The 16,328-nt window shown below is 58.5% G+C and carries 14 protein-coding genes; 6 read left to right on the top strand and 8 right to left on the bottom strand.

The window, feature by feature from the left end:
• Positions 1-213: 213 nt before the first annotated feature.
• Together ACS7SF_RS00420 and ACS7SF_RS00425 are read right to left on the bottom strand one after the other, a co-directional pair.
• Positions 214-945 (bottom strand): SDR family NAD(P)-dependent oxidoreductase, encoded by a 732-nt coding sequence (locus tag ACS7SF_RS00420; protein ID WP_439891180.1) that lies wholly within the window; start codon positions 943-945, stop codon positions 214-216.
• Between the two features lie 20 nt (positions 946-965).
• Positions 966-1,319: a putative quinol monooxygenase gene (locus ACS7SF_RS00425; RefSeq protein ID WP_439891181.1), complete on the bottom strand. Its 354-nt coding sequence runs from the start codon at positions 1,317-1,319 to the stop codon at positions 966-968.
• Positions 1,320-1,595: 276 nt separating this feature from the next.
• Between ACS7SF_RS00425 and ACS7SF_RS00430 the strand changes: the two genes are divergently transcribed.
• From ACS7SF_RS00430 to ACS7SF_RS00440, 3 genes are all read left to right on the top strand, one after another.
• On the top strand, positions 1,596-2,048 hold the full coding sequence (locus tag ACS7SF_RS00430; RefSeq protein ID WP_439891182.1) for an MFS transporter: 453 nt from the start codon (positions 1,596-1,598) through the stop codon (positions 2,046-2,048).
• Between the two features lie 135 nt (positions 2,049-2,183).
• On the top strand, positions 2,184-2,714 hold the full coding sequence (locus ACS7SF_RS00435) for a hypothetical protein (protein WP_439891183.1): 531 nt from the start codon (positions 2,184-2,186) through the stop codon (positions 2,712-2,714).
• A gap of 233 nt (positions 2,715-2,947) precedes the next feature.
• A complete protein-coding gene (locus ACS7SF_RS00440; RefSeq protein ID WP_439891184.1) occupies positions 2,948-3,478 on the top strand; it encodes a TetR/AcrR family transcriptional regulator in 531 nt (176 codons plus the stop codon).
• A gap of 228 nt (positions 3,479-3,706) precedes the next feature.
• Here ACS7SF_RS00440 and ACS7SF_RS00445 read toward each other — a convergent pair whose 3' ends face one another.
• The 5 genes from ACS7SF_RS00445 to ACS7SF_RS00465 form a co-directional block, all read right to left on the bottom strand.
• Positions 3,707-6,451: a sensor domain-containing protein gene (locus ACS7SF_RS00445; RefSeq protein ID WP_439891185.1), complete on the bottom strand. Its 2,745-nt coding sequence runs from the start codon at positions 6,449-6,451 to the stop codon at positions 3,707-3,709.
• A 230-nt stretch (positions 6,452-6,681) separates the two neighbouring features.
• On the bottom strand, positions 6,682-6,993 hold the full coding sequence (locus ACS7SF_RS00450; protein ID WP_439891186.1) for a hypothetical protein: 312 nt from the start codon (positions 6,991-6,993) through the stop codon (positions 6,682-6,684).
• Positions 6,993-8,723 (bottom strand): methyl-accepting chemotaxis protein, encoded by a 1,731-nt coding sequence (locus ACS7SF_RS00455; RefSeq protein WP_439891187.1) that lies wholly within the window; start codon positions 8,721-8,723, stop codon positions 6,993-6,995. Before ACS7SF_RS00455 ends, ACS7SF_RS00450 begins: the two co-directional genes overlap by 1 nt.
• A 97-nt stretch (positions 8,724-8,820) precedes the next feature.
• Positions 8,821-9,918, bottom strand: a complete 1,098-nt coding sequence (locus tag ACS7SF_RS00460; protein WP_439891188.1) for a porin — start codon at positions 9,916-9,918, stop codon at positions 8,821-8,823.
• 519 nt (positions 9,919-10,437) lie between these two features.
• Entirely contained in the window at positions 10,438-12,165 is a 1,728-nt protein-coding gene (locus tag ACS7SF_RS00465; protein ID WP_439891189.1) for a methyl-accepting chemotaxis protein, read from the bottom strand.
• A gap of 457 nt (positions 12,166-12,622) precedes the next feature.
• Here ACS7SF_RS00465 and ACS7SF_RS00470 point away from each other — a divergent pair, with 457 nt between their 5' ends.
• Positions 12,623-12,940 (top strand): TetR/AcrR family transcriptional regulator, encoded by a 318-nt coding sequence (locus tag ACS7SF_RS00470; protein ID WP_439891190.1) that lies wholly within the window; start codon positions 12,623-12,625, stop codon positions 12,938-12,940.
• Between the two features lie 18 nt (positions 12,941-12,958).
• Positions 12,959-13,648 (top strand): hypothetical protein, encoded by a 690-nt coding sequence (locus ACS7SF_RS00475; protein ID WP_439891191.1) that lies wholly within the window; start codon positions 12,959-12,961, stop codon positions 13,646-13,648.
• Positions 13,649-13,721: 73 nt separating this feature from the next.
• Here the strand turns inward: ACS7SF_RS00475 and ACS7SF_RS00480 are convergent, their stop codons facing one another.
• On the bottom strand, positions 13,722-14,858 hold the full coding sequence (locus tag ACS7SF_RS00480; protein ID WP_439891192.1) for a TIGR03118 family protein: 1,137 nt from the start codon (positions 14,856-14,858) through the stop codon (positions 13,722-13,724).
• 221 nt (positions 14,859-15,079) lie between these two features.
• Here ACS7SF_RS00480 and ACS7SF_RS00485 point away from each other — a divergent pair, with 221 nt between their 5' ends.
• A complete protein-coding gene (locus ACS7SF_RS00485) occupies positions 15,080-16,312 on the top strand; it encodes a S8 family peptidase (protein WP_439891193.1) in 1,233 nt (410 codons plus the stop codon).
• The last annotated feature ends 16 nt before the right edge of the window (positions 16,313-16,328 follow it).

A 16,328-nucleotide genomic window follows, 5' to 3' on the forward strand; every position in this document is an offset into this window, starting at 1 on the left:
CCACTATCATGGGTTGATTCCGCGCAGCATGTGATCCGCATGTTGGCGGGTGACGAAGCAGCGCGCCTCGCGGCGGATTTCGCCGTCGTCGACAATATCGCTCCGGCCCAAACGATCTACATGCCGGCCGGATACGCGCAATCTCGTGACCCGTGGCTGATCGACGCAGAGCGAACGGTACGGCTACCGTATTGCTCAGCAGGCACAATGCCGTCAGCTCATATACCAACCGCCATTCACATTGATCGTCTGGCCCGTCATGTAGCCGTTGCGGGCGAGTAGTAGGGCCACATCTGCCACTTCCTCCGGTTCACCAAACCGGCCGACTGGGATGAGTTCCTTTCTGATGTTCGGATTGCCGCTCAGCATGCCTGTCTCGATCAATGCCGGCGCGATTGCGTTAACACTGACGCCGGTTTTTGCCAGTGCTGAAGCGTATCCATGCGCTAGACCAATGAGTCCAGCCTTGGACGCTGCGTAGTGCGGTCCAACCACCCCACCGAGCTGTGCCGCGACTGACGAAAGGATGATGATCCGCCCCCATTTTCGACCGACCATCTCGGGCACTACTTCTTTGGTGGCCAGAAATGCCGACGTCAAGTTCGTCGTCATAACGGTGTTCCAGTCTTCCAGCGTCAACTCGGCCCATGGCCTGGCCAGGGTGACACCTGCGTTGTTCACGAGGATATCGACCTGACCGAAGGCATCACGCGTTGCCTCGACCATTGCCGGGATTGCCGCTTGTTGTGACACATCCGCCTGAATCGCCAAGGCATTTGATCCGCCTGCCTCGATCTTGCTGACAACCTCGTCCGCCGCCGACTTGTCACGCACGTAGGTCAACGCAACCTTGATGCCCTGCGCGCCATACGCCAGCGCGATAGCGCGGCCGATCCCCTTGCTGCCGCCTGTGACCAGCGCAACTTTTCCTGCGAGTGTTTCCATGGTTTGAATCTCCAAACGCCTCAATGCTCGGCAATCCCACCTGGCCCCACTGCCGCACTGCCCATAACACGGGGCTCTACTGTCAGCGGTGCTTCGGCCCAGAACTCGAAGTTGAGTACGGAACCACTGTTCTCTATCCACTCAACGAACGCTTTTGTATGCGCGTACTGCAAGTGCGTATCGAACGCCGCTTGATCACGGAACGTCTCATACACCGCAAACCGATTGGCTATTTTGGGATGTTGATGGACCGTGAAGGAGATGCAGCCGGGCTCCTTGCGGGTCGCTGGCACCAGATTCGCAAACTGCGCCAATAACTCGCTCTCCTTGCCTGGCGGAGAAATCGGGAAGGCAATGATGGTGATCGGCTTCATGTTTTACCTCTGCATGGATGATCGGATTGCGCTGTCGCGGCTACGATCTCGACATAGTTTGCACTGCACTGCACTGCACTGTGCAGTGCAATTTAACATCAAAGGTTATCCACCGCAAATCTGCAGACCGTCACTTTGTTGAACAGGCTGTTGCTTACCGCGTACCGACTCATCAAAGCGCACACAGCCTTGCCGGAACATCTATGCCAGAGAACAAGCCACAGACCACCCCACGCGCCGCCATTCCGATGATGGCTGCGGCATGTGGTATCACCGTTGCAAACGTGTACCTGTGCCAGCCACTACTCTTTTGACGCGTCGCCCTCATCGGCGGGCCTGGTCGCTTCTGCGGCACAAGTCGGCTATGCCCTCGGCATTTGTGCCATCGCTCCATTGGCAGACCGCGCGGATCCGAGAAAGCTCGTTCGCATCCTGCTCTGCCTGACCTGTCTTGCATTGATCGGTGCCATGCTGAGTCCGTCGATGCCGTGGCTGGTATTGATGTCGCTGCTGGTGAGCATGGTGACCGTTGTCCCGCAGGCCTTGATTCCCATTGCGGTTTCTATTGCGCCGCCTGAACGCTCAGGGCGTGTAGTCGGGACCATGCAGACCGGTCTGATTCTGGGCATTCTCCTCTCACGTACGGCGTCGGGAGCCATCGGCGAGCTCAGCGGCTCCGGGCGCGCTTCGTACTTGGTGGCGGCAATCCTTACTGGTTCATTGGTATGAGTGTTGCCACGGTTCATGCCAACACACAAAAATCGCCCGCAAGCCGGGGCGCCGACGTATGGAGCGCTGATCCGCTCGCTGCCCGGCCTCTTCCTGAAATGGCGCGCTCTTCGATTCTCGGCATGCCTGGGCGCCATGACGTTTGGCGCGTTCTCAGCGTTCTGGGCAACGCTGTCCCTTCATCTTGCCCAAGCGCCGTTCCACTACGGCCCCGCTCAAGCGGGTCTTTTCGGGCTTTGGGGCGCGGCCGGTGCACTGATTGCACCGCAATGCGGTCGCATATCAGATCAATTTGGTCCGACGATCGTCAACCTCATGTCTCTGGCGGCGGCCAACCTTGCTTTCGCATCATTTCTTTTTGCGGGCGATGCGTCAGCGCTTGCCATCGTTCTGGCAGTAAACCTGCTGGACTTTGGCAACCAGGCCGGACAGATCGCCAATCTGGCGCGCATCTTCCGGCTGGACCCTGCAGCTCGTGCGCGCCTCAATACCGTGTATATGGTGTGCACCTTCGCGGGCGGCGCCGCCGGTTCTGCCATCGGGGCGGCAGCATGGGGCGTGGCCGCGTGGCAAGGTGTCTGCATTGCCGGTTTCGCGCTGCTGGCGGTGGTCGGCGGACTTTTGGCTTCCCGTACGATTGGTGCCGTACGCGTGCCGCGCAGCTAGCGATACGGTGGGCAACGTACAATCAGGGGATCACCTCAATCCCCACGCCGATCATTGTGAGAAGGGCTACCACTCCCAAGCACCAAGAGACGACCGACAAGCCTGCGCCTAACGCAGCGGCGCCCAATCGTGGCAGCACACGCAAGGATCGAGGCAGCGTATCCACCAAGCGGGACCAGATACTGGATGCCGCAACACGTGTATTCCTTCAGCACGGCTACGAAGGCACGAGCATGGACCGGGTCGCCACTGAATCTGGCGCCGCACGCCGCACGCTGTACAACCAGTTTGATAGCAAGGAGGCCTTGTTTGAAGCGATGACGGCGCGCATTTGGGCAAGCTTCCCGGTGTTCGATATCACCCGCGATGAAGCATCACTGCGCGACCCGAAGCTCGGGCTGATGCGCCTCGGGCGCGCTGTTTCGGATTTCTGGATACCGGCAGAAGCTGTCGCGTTTCTGCGAATGGTCATTGCGGAGGGGCCTCGCTTTCCTGCACTGACCAAGACATTCTTTGAAAAAGGCAAGGCGCCTGCGATGGGCGCAGTGGCCGACTACCTAGAGGCACTGGCCAAGCGCAAGCTCATCACTGTCAAAAACCCGGCCCTGGCTGCACGGCAGTTTCTGGGGCTCATCGATGAACCGCTTCTTTGGGTGCGCGTTGTTGGCGCCGATGAGCACTTCACAAAGCAGGAGCGCGATCTCGTCGTACAGAATGCCGTCGACATGTTTCTGGGCTTCTACCGTGCACAGCCACGCTCCTGAACCTCGCCCCTCGCTTGCGCACTGCGACATGCGACATGCGACATGCGACATGCGCCCAGAGCACTAACGATGCACAAACTGCCATGGAACTCCATCTCCACAGCCGTGCTGTATGGCATTTTGAGGGGCAGCAACGACGCCGGAAATCTCCACTTCTGGACGGTACTAATTCCGGTGTAGGGTCAAGTCGCGAAAACTTTGATCCTGTCAACGCCAGCGCGTTGACTACTACACCGCCCTCGCCGACTTCGGCACCGGCTTCCCGTAGAGAAAGCCTTGTGCGCCCCTGCAGCCGTGGGCCGCAAGAAACGCGGCCTGCTCTGGGGTCTCGACCCCTTCAGCAACAACGTGCATTCCAAGGCAATCCGCTATTGAGAGGATCGCCTTGACCACCTCCGCACGACGCGAATCTGTTGTGACCCCACAGACGAACGATCTGTCGATCTTGAGTACGTCGATAGGAAAATTCGTCAAATAGCCGAGTGCGGAATAGCCCGTGCCGAAGTCATCGATTGCAATAGAGATGCCCATCGATCTGAACGCTGAGAGGGTTCTGAATACGCCGTCGCTGCGTTCCAGTAGAAGACTCTCTGTTATCTCGAACTCGAGCCACTCTGGGCGACAACCGGTCTCCTCCAAGACGTCGGTAACCGTCGAGACCAAATCTTGAAACTGGAATTGAGCAACGGACAGGTTGACCGAAATACGGCGGCAGACCGCGCCCCGAGCGTTCCAGTCCGCGGCCGAGCGACAAGCTTGGCGCAGCACCCACTCACCTAATTGGGCGATCATCCCGGTTTCCTCCGCTATGGGGATGAATCGATTCGGGGGAACCCAACCGACATCAGGCCTTCGCCATCTCAGAAGCGCCTCCCATCCACTGACCTCTTCGGTTGCGAGCAGCACCTTAGGCTGATAGTGGAGTTCCAACTCCTCACGTTCGATCGCGCCACGGAGTTCCGACTCCAGCTTCAGCCGTTCAGTGGCAGCTTCCGTCAGCGCTCGCGAGTAAAAACGAAAGCCGCGACGCCCCGAGCGTTTTGCCAAATACATTGCTGAATCCGCATACTTCATCAGATCATCGGCTTGAATGCTGTCGTTGGGATAAAGCGCAATGCCGATGCTGCATGAGACAAAAATGTCCTTGCCACCCAATACGAAGCGTTTCTCGAACTGCGCAATGATGGCGCGAGCAAACGCCTCTAGCGCGGTACGACTGCGTGCATCACGTACGAGAATGGCAAATTCGTCGCCGCCGAATCGCGCAACGACATCGCCGGGCTTGGCACACTGGCTCAGGCGCTGCGCTGCGTCACGCAACAACTGATCGCCAGTTTGATGGCCCATGGTGTCATTCACACGTTTAAAGCGGTCCATGTCGATCATCACCACTCCGGTCAACTGACCGCGCGCCATGCCGGCAGCGACTACGTGCGACAGGGTTTCGTTGAACGAGGCTCTGTTCGGAAGCAGAGTCAGAGGATCGTAGAACGCCATCCGATGGATCTTCTCGCGTGATGCACTTAGCTCCGTGATATCGCGGCCCACAGCCAAGATAGTTTCCACTTGCCCGTCGGCTGCCAGTTCCGGTGTTAAGTTGATAAGGCCGGATCGGGTGCTACCGTCGCGGTCTGTCCACGTCACTTCGAACTCAAGCGCCCTTGCTGTCGCGAATACCTGAGACAAATTCTGTTCGACAACGGCGGCACTCCGTCCACCAGGGCATTCAGAAGGCCTCATGCCGATCAGCGCTTCCATTCCGCCTACGACCGACGCTGCAAAAGTCGGGTTGGCATACATGCGCCGCAAATCTGCGCCATAGCGTGCAATCGTGTCGGGAGAGTTCTCCACCAAGGTTCGGAATTCGCGCTCGCGAGTCGCAAGCTTCTCCTCAATATGCTTGCGTTCGGTGATGTCGCGCGACAGGACCAGGAAGGTATCCATGGTCAACGGTTCGCCCGCCTTTTTCGCTACGGAGTGCTCAAACCAACGTCGGCTGCCATCCGGCAATTCAATGAGAATCTCGTGGCAGTGCGTCACCCCGTGTGTGTCAGCTTCATTGATGGCGTGCATTGCTACAGCGGCCTGCTCGGGTGGCAATACATCATGGACAGTCGAACCAATCAGTTGTCCTTTGGGCAGAGCGAGCATCCCTGGGTTCTTCGTCCATACGTTCAAATAGGTACCGTTTCGGTCCACCTCGAACAGGATGTCCGGAATGGCGGCAATCACGCCTTCAGCTAGATCAAGTGCTCTTTTGAGATCCTGCTCAACTCGGCGCCTCCCCGTAATATCGAGCCCCATTGCCAGTACCGACATCACGGCACCAGTCTCGTCACGCTCGGGGACCGTGTGTATAAGATGAATGTGCGATTGCCCGTTCTCGTCAGTGAAATTCAATTCAAACTGTGAGTCACTTCCTGTACGGACGGTCTCAAGGATCGCATGCTGGTATTCATTGAGCGTATCGTCCGACCGAATTTGCATTGGCGACCTTCCCATGATTGAAGAGGCATGTTGACCGGCCAGTTGCGCGACCTTTGCGTTCAAGAACACGACCTCACCGGCAACGTTGTGGCGTGTCAGATAAGCGGGCAGATTCTCGGCCAGCATCTTGAACTGACGCTCGCTTGCCGCGAGCGTCTCCCGGGTAACAGGTTGCCCCTCCGCCTGAGCGACTGAGTTTTCTAGCGTACGCTCGTAAGCCGACCTGACTTGCAGGCAAGCTTCTGAGCGACCCACAGCAACGACGTCAGAAGAGAAATTTTTCGCACGGGAACGAGACGAACCGTGCCATATCGCGAGCTGAGGAGGTAACTCTCGCAAGCGGCGCGCGAGTATGAGGAGACGGTCGCCAAGGCACGGGTTGATGTCGCTGTTCCCGGCGCCTGACTCCAGTTCTCTCGCAATGGCATCGATCTCTTTGGCGAGACCGGAGAACTGTTCCGGATGGTGTTCAATATTCAAAGTCAACGTGGGCTCCCTGGTGGATGACCCGCTCCTTGCCATGGGCCATGGATATGACTCGAAGGGTTACATGCCGCAAGTGGGTGGGAAAGATATGCCTACGTCGATCGCGATGCAGACCTCGTATCGACAGGCGAAAAAGGGTGCCGTGACAACACGGCACCAAAAATTCCACTGCCGCAGGCGAGCAGTGGAATCAGGGACTTGCAGCAAACAGCTTCCTGACCAGCGACGAGCTAGCGCAACACCGCATTCGGCCTTTCAAGCGCTGTCAGCAAAACATTGACCTGCGCCAATAAAGCTTCGTGGTACTCGGCTGGCAGCGCTATGTCATCGGTGAGCGACATTGCGTCTTCGACGCCCTCCCGTAGGCGATGCGCGACCTCAGCCCGCTGAGCGGGATCGAGTTGAGGTAGAACGGCCGTCGTAAATTTGTATAGAACCGCAAGCCGACCGCCAAAGCGGGATATCGACTTCATATTTGATGCGATCACTTGCCCGCAGGCCTCAATGTCCTGCGTAGCAGTGTGCTGCTGTCCTTGCGACATCAGAACGTCTCCCATCCTTGATCCCGGGAGACAGTGACATCCTTGGCTTGTCCGACGACACTGACGATGCCACTACTGAGCGGCTTCCGGCCCGATTTCAAGGTCCTGGCCAATGGGCGGACGGTTCGCACAAGCGCACGGGGCACCACCGCAGACGCAGGCGAGCGCGTTGAAACGCTGTCATCGGCCAGATCGAATATGGAAACTGCCTCTTTGAGCTTCATCGCCTGATCTTCGAGCGAAGAAGTTGCCGCCGCCGCTTGTTCTACCAACGCTGCGTTTTGTTGGGTCACCTCGTCCAATTGCGTGACGGCTTGCCCTACTTGCTCAATTCCGCGGCTTTGCTCTTCGGACGCGGCGGCAATCTCCGCCACGATGTCGGAAACACGTTTGATCGCATCCTTCACCTGGCCGATTGTCCCGCCCACCTCCGCCGCTTGCGCAGCACCTTCCTGAATCGTCGCCACTGACGACCCGATCAGTTCCTTGATCTCCTTGGCGGCTGCCGCCGAACGCTGCGCCAGGCTGCGCACCTCACTTGCCACCACTGCAAAGCCACGCCCCTGTTCGCCGGCGCGCGCGGCTTCCACCGCCGCGTTGAGCGCGAGGATGTTAGTTTGGAAGGCGATGCCTTCGATCACCCCGGTGATTTCGGAAATCTTGGTCGAACTGCCGCTGATTGTTTCGATGGTGCCGACCATACTCTGCATGGCGTCGTTACCCGCTTCGGCCACCTCCGTCGCGCGCACGGCCAGGGCGTTGGCCTGTCTTGCGTTGTCGGCGTTCTGCTTCACGGTTTCGGTCAGTTGCGTCATGCTCGACGCGGTTTCCTCCAGCGAGGCGGCCTGCTGCTCTGTCCGGGCTGACAGGTCGGCGTTGCCGGTGGCGATCTGGCTGGAGGCTGTGACGATGCTGTCGGTTCCGGTCCGCACACCGCCAACGATCTTCCGCAGGCTGTGACTCATGGCCTGTAGTGCCAGCATCAGTTGTCCGGTTTCGTCCTTCGATGTCACCTCGATGCGAGCCGTCAGGTCGCCCTCGGCTACACGCCTGGCAACCGCCACCGCCTGCGTCATCGGACGGGACACGAGGCGGGCGAGCCAAAATGCCAGGAGCAGACCAATTGCGAGGTTACCCACGAGCAGCGCAATAATCCACCCGCGCGCCGACGCATATGTGGTGGCTGCTCGCGTCGCCGATTGGATGCCGCGCTCTTCATTAATCTGCGCCATCTTGTCGATCTGTGCGTTGAGCTTGCGATAGAGGAGCGTGGACTCAGCCCTAACCAACTCACGCGCTTCTTCCTTCTTCTTTGCTCCAGACAGACCGATGACTTTCTTGTCCTCGTCGACGTATGCGGCAAGCGTCTTTCGGAAATCCTGCGATAAGTTTTTGTCGTCGTCGCCGGAGCTCAACGCGTCATAGGCGCCGTGGTATTTCTGGAGCTCAACCAGCCGGGCATCGATAGTCTGCGCTTCGTCCTTAAGAACGGCGTCCTCATTCGCCAGGATGTGTTGAAGCTCGGAGAGCCGATAACGCGCTAGCGTGACCTTCATCTTCAAGACGTTGCTGATGTTGGGCGACCAGCGTGTGGCAATTTCGGATGAAGCTGCGCTCACCGAAGACAACTGGGAAATAGAGAAAACGCCAAGCATCGAAGTCAATACCAACACTGCCAAGAACGCGGTCACTAGCTTGTTCGCGATCCTCATGTCGTAAAACCATTTCATGATCGTTACCTGTCAAAGGAGATGGGGGAGTGCGCTATCCATGCTCGGCCGCACAATCAGGCTTGTGCGCGGCGTCACTCAAACAGCGGCACAAGGGCTAGAAATTGTGCTTAACGCCTGCAATGAATCCAGAGACGCTGGCACCTGGGTCAGTCGGTTTGCCCTTGAGTCCATTGACACCCAATTGATAGGTGGCATTCGCCTGATTGATGATCCTCACGAAGCCGGTGTACAGCGACGTCCGCTTGGACAGAAAGTGCGTGTAGCTCAGCTCGACCATGCTGGCGCCGGTTTGCGATGCACCCGGATGGTCAAGACTGCCATTGCCGGCCCGGCCGTAGAACGCGTACACCTTCCCTAAACCAACGGTCTGCGTCACGGACGCTCCGTAGAAATTTCGCCTGACAACCCCGCCGGCATAGTCGGCACTTAACGTGCTGAACACGAGTGCCGCATAGGTGTTTCCGAACGTGGCGCCACCAGTGAGAACGTAGGTCGTGTCGTTCAGGTCAGGGCCTCGTACGCTGAAGTTGCGCTGCGTCGCAAGAGCGGCCCTGACTTTTCCGTTCGAATAGACAATTTTGGCTCCGACGTTATACGGAACGAATGCAGGGTTCTGCCCTTTCGGCCGGGCATACATGAGATCGATGTACGTATTGCCCACCATCGGCGATTCGTACTTGATCGCATCGGGCATGGTATCGTTCATCGCAGGCAGGCCGTTGTTGATGCCCGCATTGCTTCCGCCATAGGCATCGCCCGCGTTGTTATTGATGATGGCCTGCGTACTCAGGATGCTGGTGACGCCCGTTGTCGCGTTGCCATAAAAGCCCTTGAGTTCATCGACGGGTGGGTCCATGTTGCCCAGCTTGATCGCCCCGAAGTCTCCGCGCAGCCCGATGTATGAGTCGCGAGCTGCAAGCGCTCCTGTCCCGACGGCGGCGTTGACCTTGCTCTCGATCTGAAAAATCGCCGACAAGCCGCCACCCAGCTCTTCCCTGCCTACCATGCCGAATCTGGAGGAATTGGAATTGAGCCGGGTGGCACTGATGTTCTTGCCTCCGCTCTTGGTGCTAACGTAGTCGACGTCGTCGTTGACGATGCCGTAGAGCACTGTGTAGTTGTTGCGAGGCCCATCGAAACGGTCTGCGTACGCGACGCCGGAGGAAACGCAGCCGATAGCGGCAAACGACATCCCGGAGATTCTTCTTTTCAAGATCAATACTCTTGCAGGGTTAAGTGTTCTGTGTAAACGGATTAGAAGTTGAGACGTTGGGTATTCATCCGTCGTACTGACAGGCGAAAAAAAGGTGCCGTGTGAACACGGCACCAAAAATCCCACTGCTGTGGGCGAGCAGTGAAATCAGGGACCTACCGCAAACAGTTTCCTGACCAAAGATGTGCTAACGCGACACCGCATTCGGTCCTTCAAGCGCCGCCAGCAGAACGTTGGTCTGTGCGACGAAGGCTTCGTGGTACTCGCCTGGCAGCGCAATGTCATCGGTGAGCAACATTACGTCTTCGACGCCTCGCCGAAGGCGATGCGCAACCTCAGCCCGCTGAGCGGTATCGAGTTGGGGTAGAACGGCCGTCGTAAATTTGTATAGAACCGCGAGCCGGCCGCCAAAGCGGGATATCGACTCCATATTTGACGCGATCACTTGCTTGCAAGCTTCAATGTCCTCCGTAGCAGTGCGCTGCTGTCCTTGCGACATCAGAACGTCCCCCATTGTTGATCTCGGGAGGCAGCGGCATCCTTGGGTTGTCCGACGACACCGACGATGGCGCTGTTGAGCGGCTTCCGCGCGGATTTCAAGGCGCCAGTCACTGGGCGCACGGTCCGGACACGCGTACTGCGTGCGGCTGAGACAGATGAGGGTGCCGAAGCATTGCCCGCGTCCAGCTCGAACGTGGAGACAGCATCTTTGAGCTTCATCGCCTGATCTTCGAGCGAAGAAGCTGCCGCCGCCGCTTGTTCTACCAACGCAGCGTTTTGTTGGGTCACCTCGTCCAACTGCGTGACGGCCTGCCCCACTTGCTCAATTCCACGGCTTTGCTCTTCGGATGCGGCAGCAATCTCCGCCACGATGTCGGAGACACGGCGGATAGCATCTTTGACTTGCCCCATGGTCGCACCAACTTCGCTTGCTTGGGCGGAGCCCTCCTTCACCACGGCGACCGATGCTCCAATCAGCTCTTTGATCTCCTTCGCTGCCGAAGCGGATCGCTGCGCCAGGGTACGGACTTCACTGGCCACAACAGCGAAACCACGACCTTGCTCACCGGCGCGTGCCGCCTCCACCGCGGCATTGAGCGCCAGAATATTCGTCTGGAACGCGATGCTTTCTATCAGCCCCGTGATCTCGGAAATCTTGCCGGAGCTCGTACTGATTTTGTCGATCGTGACAACCAGGTTTTGAACGGCATCGTTGCCAGTTTGTGCTGTCTCGCTGGCACTGACCGCCAATGCGTTGGCTTGCGCAGCGTTGTCCGCATTCTGTTTCACCGTCTGCGTCAACTGGGTCATGCTGGACGCAGTCTCCTCCAGAGAGGCCGCCTGCTGTTCCGTGCGAGAGGACAAGTCCACATTGCCGGCCGCGATCTCACGCGAAGCCACCGTGACGGAGTCTGCGGAGGACTTGATGCCGCGTACGGTGTGTGCGAGTTGCTGGTCCATCTTACGTAGCGCCGTGAGCAGCGCACCAAACTCGCCCTTCGCGTCGATCGCGATGGGGTTGTCGAGTCGTCCGCCTGAGATCCGGTCGGCAACCACCACAGCGACCTTCAAGGGCCGAGAAATCGCCCCAACGAGATACCACGACATCGCCGCAGTGATGATGCAGCCTAGGCCTACCAGAGCAATGGCCAGCCGGAGAGTGCGCCGGTAGGTCGCCTCGCTGTCAGACACAAAATCCTTGGCCTGGGCTTCATTGATCCTGATGTCCTGCACCAGCCACGCCCCCATCGCCTGATACATTTCGGCGTTATCGTTTAGCGTCTGGATGGCTGCGTCCAGATTGCCGGATTGCACCGCCTCCACCGTACGTGTGATCGCTGCATTGAACCGTGGCAGCGCTTCGTTGAACCTTGTTGCGACCTCGCGCTCCTTCTCGCTAGAAATCCCGTCGGGGAAGTACGCCTTCCATGCGTCGTTGATCTCCTGCAGATCACCGCGAATCAGCTTGATGGCTGACTCAACCTTGGCATGGTCGTCCCTGAACGCTTGAATACGCCGTTGCTGCAAGCGCACATCGAGTTGCGCTGCTTGCACGCGCGCAAGCTGAGAGATTGGTATCAGGTTGTTCGAGTAAACGTCCACGACGTTACTGTTCAAATGCACCATACCAACGATGCCAAAAGCCCCGGTGGCGCCAAGCAGCAGAGCCCCAATCCCAAAAGCACACAACATCTTGAAACGTACTGAGTCCACGATACCGCGCATAGTCGTTTTCGCCCTTCCACAATGATTCGAACATCAGACTTAAGTTCTTCTTCTCGACTTTCAACGATGTTCGCGAAAAATTCTTAAGAGTGGATAAGCCAAAATATCGAGATCTTTTTTGGCGGCGATGCAATTTATTCTTTTTTTTCTTTCGCGATGAAACCTCCTGAGCTAGATACGGCACTCACGGTACTTTTCTGAATCGGTGGGGTGAACTTCGACTCGAACCGAACCACCCCAGAACGCTGCGATAAGCAGTTGAGGCAACAGGTTTTGCCTATGATGCCAAAGGCAAAAACGATCAAAGATCAAACTCTCAAATGTTGTTGAGAATTCTTCAAGAAATTAATTTTTAATTGCCGTGCCTTTCCGACAAATTTATTGCGGCAACTAAGCGTTTCCATAAGCTGCGGATTGCGTACAATCCGTGGTCATCTTCTTCAGATGACGATGCATCGTGAGCACCGCGCGCAAACGGACCGGACGCAATCTCCCCGACACCGACACCTCCACGTCAAGCAAGCGCGACCAGATACTGGACGCCGCCACGCGCGTCTTCCTGCAATACGGCTACAAGGGCACTAGCATGGATCGCTTGGCCGCCGAATCCGGTGCGGCACGTCGCACGCTGTACAACCAGGTTGAAAGCAAGGAAGTGCTGTTCGAGGTCATCACGGCACGCGTGTGGGCCAGTTTCCCGGTCTTTGATATCAGCCGTGATGAGGCCTCGCTTAGCGATCCGAAGTTTCTCGGCTTCTACGCGGCCCGCCCCTAGGTCCGTATCGTGCGCAAAATGCTGATCCCGCTGGTGCTAGCACTGGCGCCCGCCCACGCGCTTGCCGGAGGCGAGGATTGGCATTTCACGCTCGGCACAGCGAGCGACAAGCTGCTGCGTGGGCTCGATCTGAGCAACGGACACCCCTACGTCGAGGCCTCGGCGAGTTGGTACGCGGGGCCTGGCCCGTTTGCCGATGTGTCCGTGTCGTCGTTTGCGCTATCCGGACATGACAGATCGCAAGGTGCGCAACTTGTCGCCGATGCTGGGTACAGTTGGCGCCTGGACGCTGCCTGGAGCGCCCAACTCATGGTGGCGCACTATCAGTCCTGGAACACGCCGACTCCGCAACACATGAACTATCAGGAGTTGGCCGTGAGTATGGGTTGGCGCGATGCCGTGGTTGCATCGATCGCCGTATCGCCGCACGCGACGATCGGGCCGCTGCAGCCTGCGTACACATTGGCTTACGACCTCGTCGGGCGGTTACCGTTGCTGCACGGGTTCACGGCCACTGCGGGCATCGGATACTACGATCAGCATGCCGCCGCTAGCCCCGGTTATGGCTATGGCAGCATTGGCCTGTCCTATCAGCATGGCCCCATGCAGATTGACGTCAAATATGGGGCCACCGCCGGCGCAGCCAAGTCACGCCTCAACGGTGCGCTGGACAACCGCTGGGTAGGCCAACTGATATGGCACTTTTAGCCAAGGGGGCCGAACCCCGGTAATGACACTGCGAGGTTCAGCCTACAGGCATTGAGACAGCCTGCCATGCGCGTCACTGGTCGAGATCAACCCGGCCGTAGACGCCATTCGTACCGCCGTTCGGGCCCGCCGCAAAGAACAGGGTATTGGTCGGCTGCGAATTCAGGCCATTACCGAAGGCGATGCCCCACAAGCCTGGAATCGTGACCGACGAGCCGTCTTTCTGGGTCAGCGTACCGACCAGGGCACCGGTCTGCGGGTCATACGCGTGGATCGTGCCATCGCCAAAATTGCCGACAAGCAGCGTATTGCTGAACGGCCCGAAGTTGGCGGGTGCCGAAGCCACACCCCATGGGGCATTGAGAGCACCACCGCTCACCAGGCGCTTCTGCAGGTTGCCGCTGGCGTCATAGACGTCAATGAAGCCAAGCCCAGCACCGTGCACGGAGATACGCGCAGCGCTGTCCTGTTTGGCATAGGTCACCACGATGCTGCTGCCGATCGCCTGAATGCCAAACGGTGCAAAACCAGCGGGCAGCGACGGATCGGCAAAACGTCCAGTGGTCGTGAGCTTGGTGAACGTGCTGTCGAACACGTCGACCTTGTTGTTATGGAAGTCGGCCGCGTACACGCGCGGTGCCCCGTTGTCGGTGCCGATGGCAAGGCCAGTATATTCGGCAGCACCCGCCGCGTCGTCGTACACCGTCACTGCGTTGTTCAGATTGACCGTCGGCGACCAAGCGGCGATCGTACCGGCCAGCGTCGCGAAAATGAATGCACTCGCCCCAGACGTACCGTTCTGGCTGACCGGGAAGTTGCTCGCTCCGCTGAAGACGATGCCGGTCGGCCCTGCAGGACCATTTGTGCCATCGGGCAAGGAAACCACCAGTTGTTGCGGTGCGCCCTTGCCGTCATAGAGCGTGGATTTCTTCGATCCTGCGTCGGCCACCCAGACGAATCCCTGCGGGTTGAATGCGATCCCCCATCCGTTCTTGAGGTTGGCATCCGTATTGGCGGCACTGACGCTGCCATCCGAAACAACCACAGTCGGCTTGAAGCCGGTTTGCTGTTTTGGTTGAGATACAGTGGTTGAATCATCGCCGCCACCGCATGCGGCCAGACTTGCCGCTACTGCAGCGGAAAGTGCAAATTTCAAAGCTGTTGAGCGCACGGAAACCATGAACTTCATCCTCCTAGTGACATGAGACATGAGTGCGCCCGTAGGTGCGCAGCACCTGGAGAAAAGTTGCAGCGGCATGAAAACGATATCGCCCACGCAGATGCAGCCGCACGCTGTTGCAACCCGTCGACACAAAACCGTCACTTACGGAATATCTTCATGCGAGCAGAATCCGCAATTCGATGAAACGACTAGCCCCCCTCTTATTCCTCTTGTGTTGCGCGGCTTGCGTGCTATCGGCGTGCGCAGCCGTGGAGTCTGCCCCCGATGCCAACGCCGCGACACAGCGGATGCAGGCCCATCCAGAGCGTATGGTCGTGTTGACTGTTGCGAACCCGACCGAATCTTTTGCGTTGAATGCAGGCTCGACAGGTTCCGGCTATGGCACCCACAGCGCCTATGCCGCCGGCGGCAGTGCGCGCAGTACCCTGGCAGCAATCGCACACCAGTACAACTTGATGGATGTGACGGCATGGCCGATTCCCGCGCTCGGCGTCCACTGCGCCGTCCTGGAAATCAAGGGCGACCGCTCTCGTGACACCGTGCTCAAAGCACTCGCCGCCGATGCCCGTGTGCGGCTTGCTCAGCCTCTACAGACTTTCCAGACGCTGGCGGCGGACGCAAACCACGGCAGCAGTTACGCCAGTCTGCAACAGGCCGTCCGTGAGATCGGCGCAGACGCAGCACAGCGCGTCTCCCTTGGTGATTCGGTGCGGATCGCGTTGATCGACACGGGTGTGGATACCGAACACCCAGATATTCGCGGGCGGATCGCCTCCGCACTGAATTTTGTCGACAACGATTGGGAGCAATTCAAGCGGGACCTTCATGGCACGGAAGTGGCAGGCATCATTGCCGCCGACGGCGCGGGCCGTTCATCCACGAGTATCACCGGCATCGCCCCGCATGCGAAGCTCGTCGCCATCAAGGCTTGCTGGCAGCAGGACCGTACAGGCGCCATCTGCAATTCGCTCACGCTTGCGCAGGCGCTGCAGGCCGCACTGGATGCCCGGGTTCAGATCATCAATCTGAGTTTGGGTGGCCCGATCGACCCGCTACTGTCGGCACTGGTGGCGCAAGCGATCAAGAAAGGACTGGTGGTGGTTGGCGCGGCATTGCCGAATGGGGACCTGACAGCGTTCCCGGTGGGTATTCCAGGCGTCATCGGCGTTGATAGTGCCCAACCCGCAAACACCTTGCCGCCGTCGCTCGCGCCGGCACTGCTTTATGCCCCTGGGCGGGACATCCTGACGATCACACCGGGCGGCCACTACGATTTTGTCTCCGGTTCGTCGTTTGCAACCGCGCACGTGACGGGTACCGTCGCACTCTTGCTTGGACTGGCATCGGGCATGGAAACTACACGCGTCCGGGCCGTGCTGGAACACACCAGTGGTCCCAGTCAGCGCTACGCTCGCCTCATCAACGCCTGCCGCGCAGCCGCCGCCCTCCATCGCACCTGCGAACAAGAAACCACGCGCTAAATCCGAACGGGTACGG

Origin of the sequence: Ralstonia sp. 25C (assembly GCF_051904805.1) — a bacterium.
In the GTDB taxonomy this organism is placed as follows: domain Bacteria; phylum Pseudomonadota; class Gammaproteobacteria; order Burkholderiales; family Burkholderiaceae; genus Ralstonia.

What these genes read in the sequence shown, in the direction of transcription:
- ACS7SF_RS00420 (WP_439891180.1), bottom strand. Translation starts at nt 945, where the DNA reads ATGGAAACACTCGCAGGAAAAGTTGCGCTGGTCACAGGCGGCAGCAAG.
- ACS7SF_RS00425 (WP_439891181.1), bottom strand. Translation starts at nt 1,319, where the DNA reads ATGAAGCCGATCACCATCATTGCCTTCCCGATTTCTCCGCCAGGCAAG.
- ACS7SF_RS00435 (WP_439891183.1), top strand. Translation starts at nt 2,184, where the DNA reads ATGACGTTTGGCGCGTTCTCAGCGTTCTGGGCAACGCTGTCCCTTCAT.
- ACS7SF_RS00440 (WP_439891184.1), top strand. Translation starts at nt 2,948, where the DNA reads ATGGACCGGGTCGCCACTGAATCTGGCGCCGCACGCCGCACGCTGTAC.
- ACS7SF_RS00450 (WP_439891186.1), bottom strand. Translation starts at nt 6,993, where the DNA reads ATGTCGCAAGGACAGCAGCACACTGCTACGCAGGACATTGAGGCCTGC.
- ACS7SF_RS00455 (WP_439891187.1), bottom strand. Translation starts at nt 8,723, where the DNA reads ATGAAATGGTTTTACGACATGAGGATCGCGAACAAGCTAGTGACCGCG.
- ACS7SF_RS00460 (WP_439891188.1), bottom strand. Translation starts at nt 9,918, where the DNA reads ATGTCGTTTGCCGCTATCGGCTGCGTTTCCTCCGGCGTCGCGTACGCA.
- ACS7SF_RS00465 (WP_439891189.1), bottom strand. Translation starts at nt 12,165, where the DNA reads ATGCGCGGTATCGTGGACTCAGTACGTTTCAAGATGTTGTGTGCTTTT.
- ACS7SF_RS00475 (WP_439891191.1), top strand. Translation starts at nt 12,959, where the DNA reads ATGCTGATCCCGCTGGTGCTAGCACTGGCGCCCGCCCACGCGCTTGCC.
- ACS7SF_RS00480 (WP_439891192.1), bottom strand. Translation starts at nt 14,858, where the DNA reads ATGTCTCATGTCACTAGGAGGATGAAGTTCATGGTTTCCGTGCGCTCA.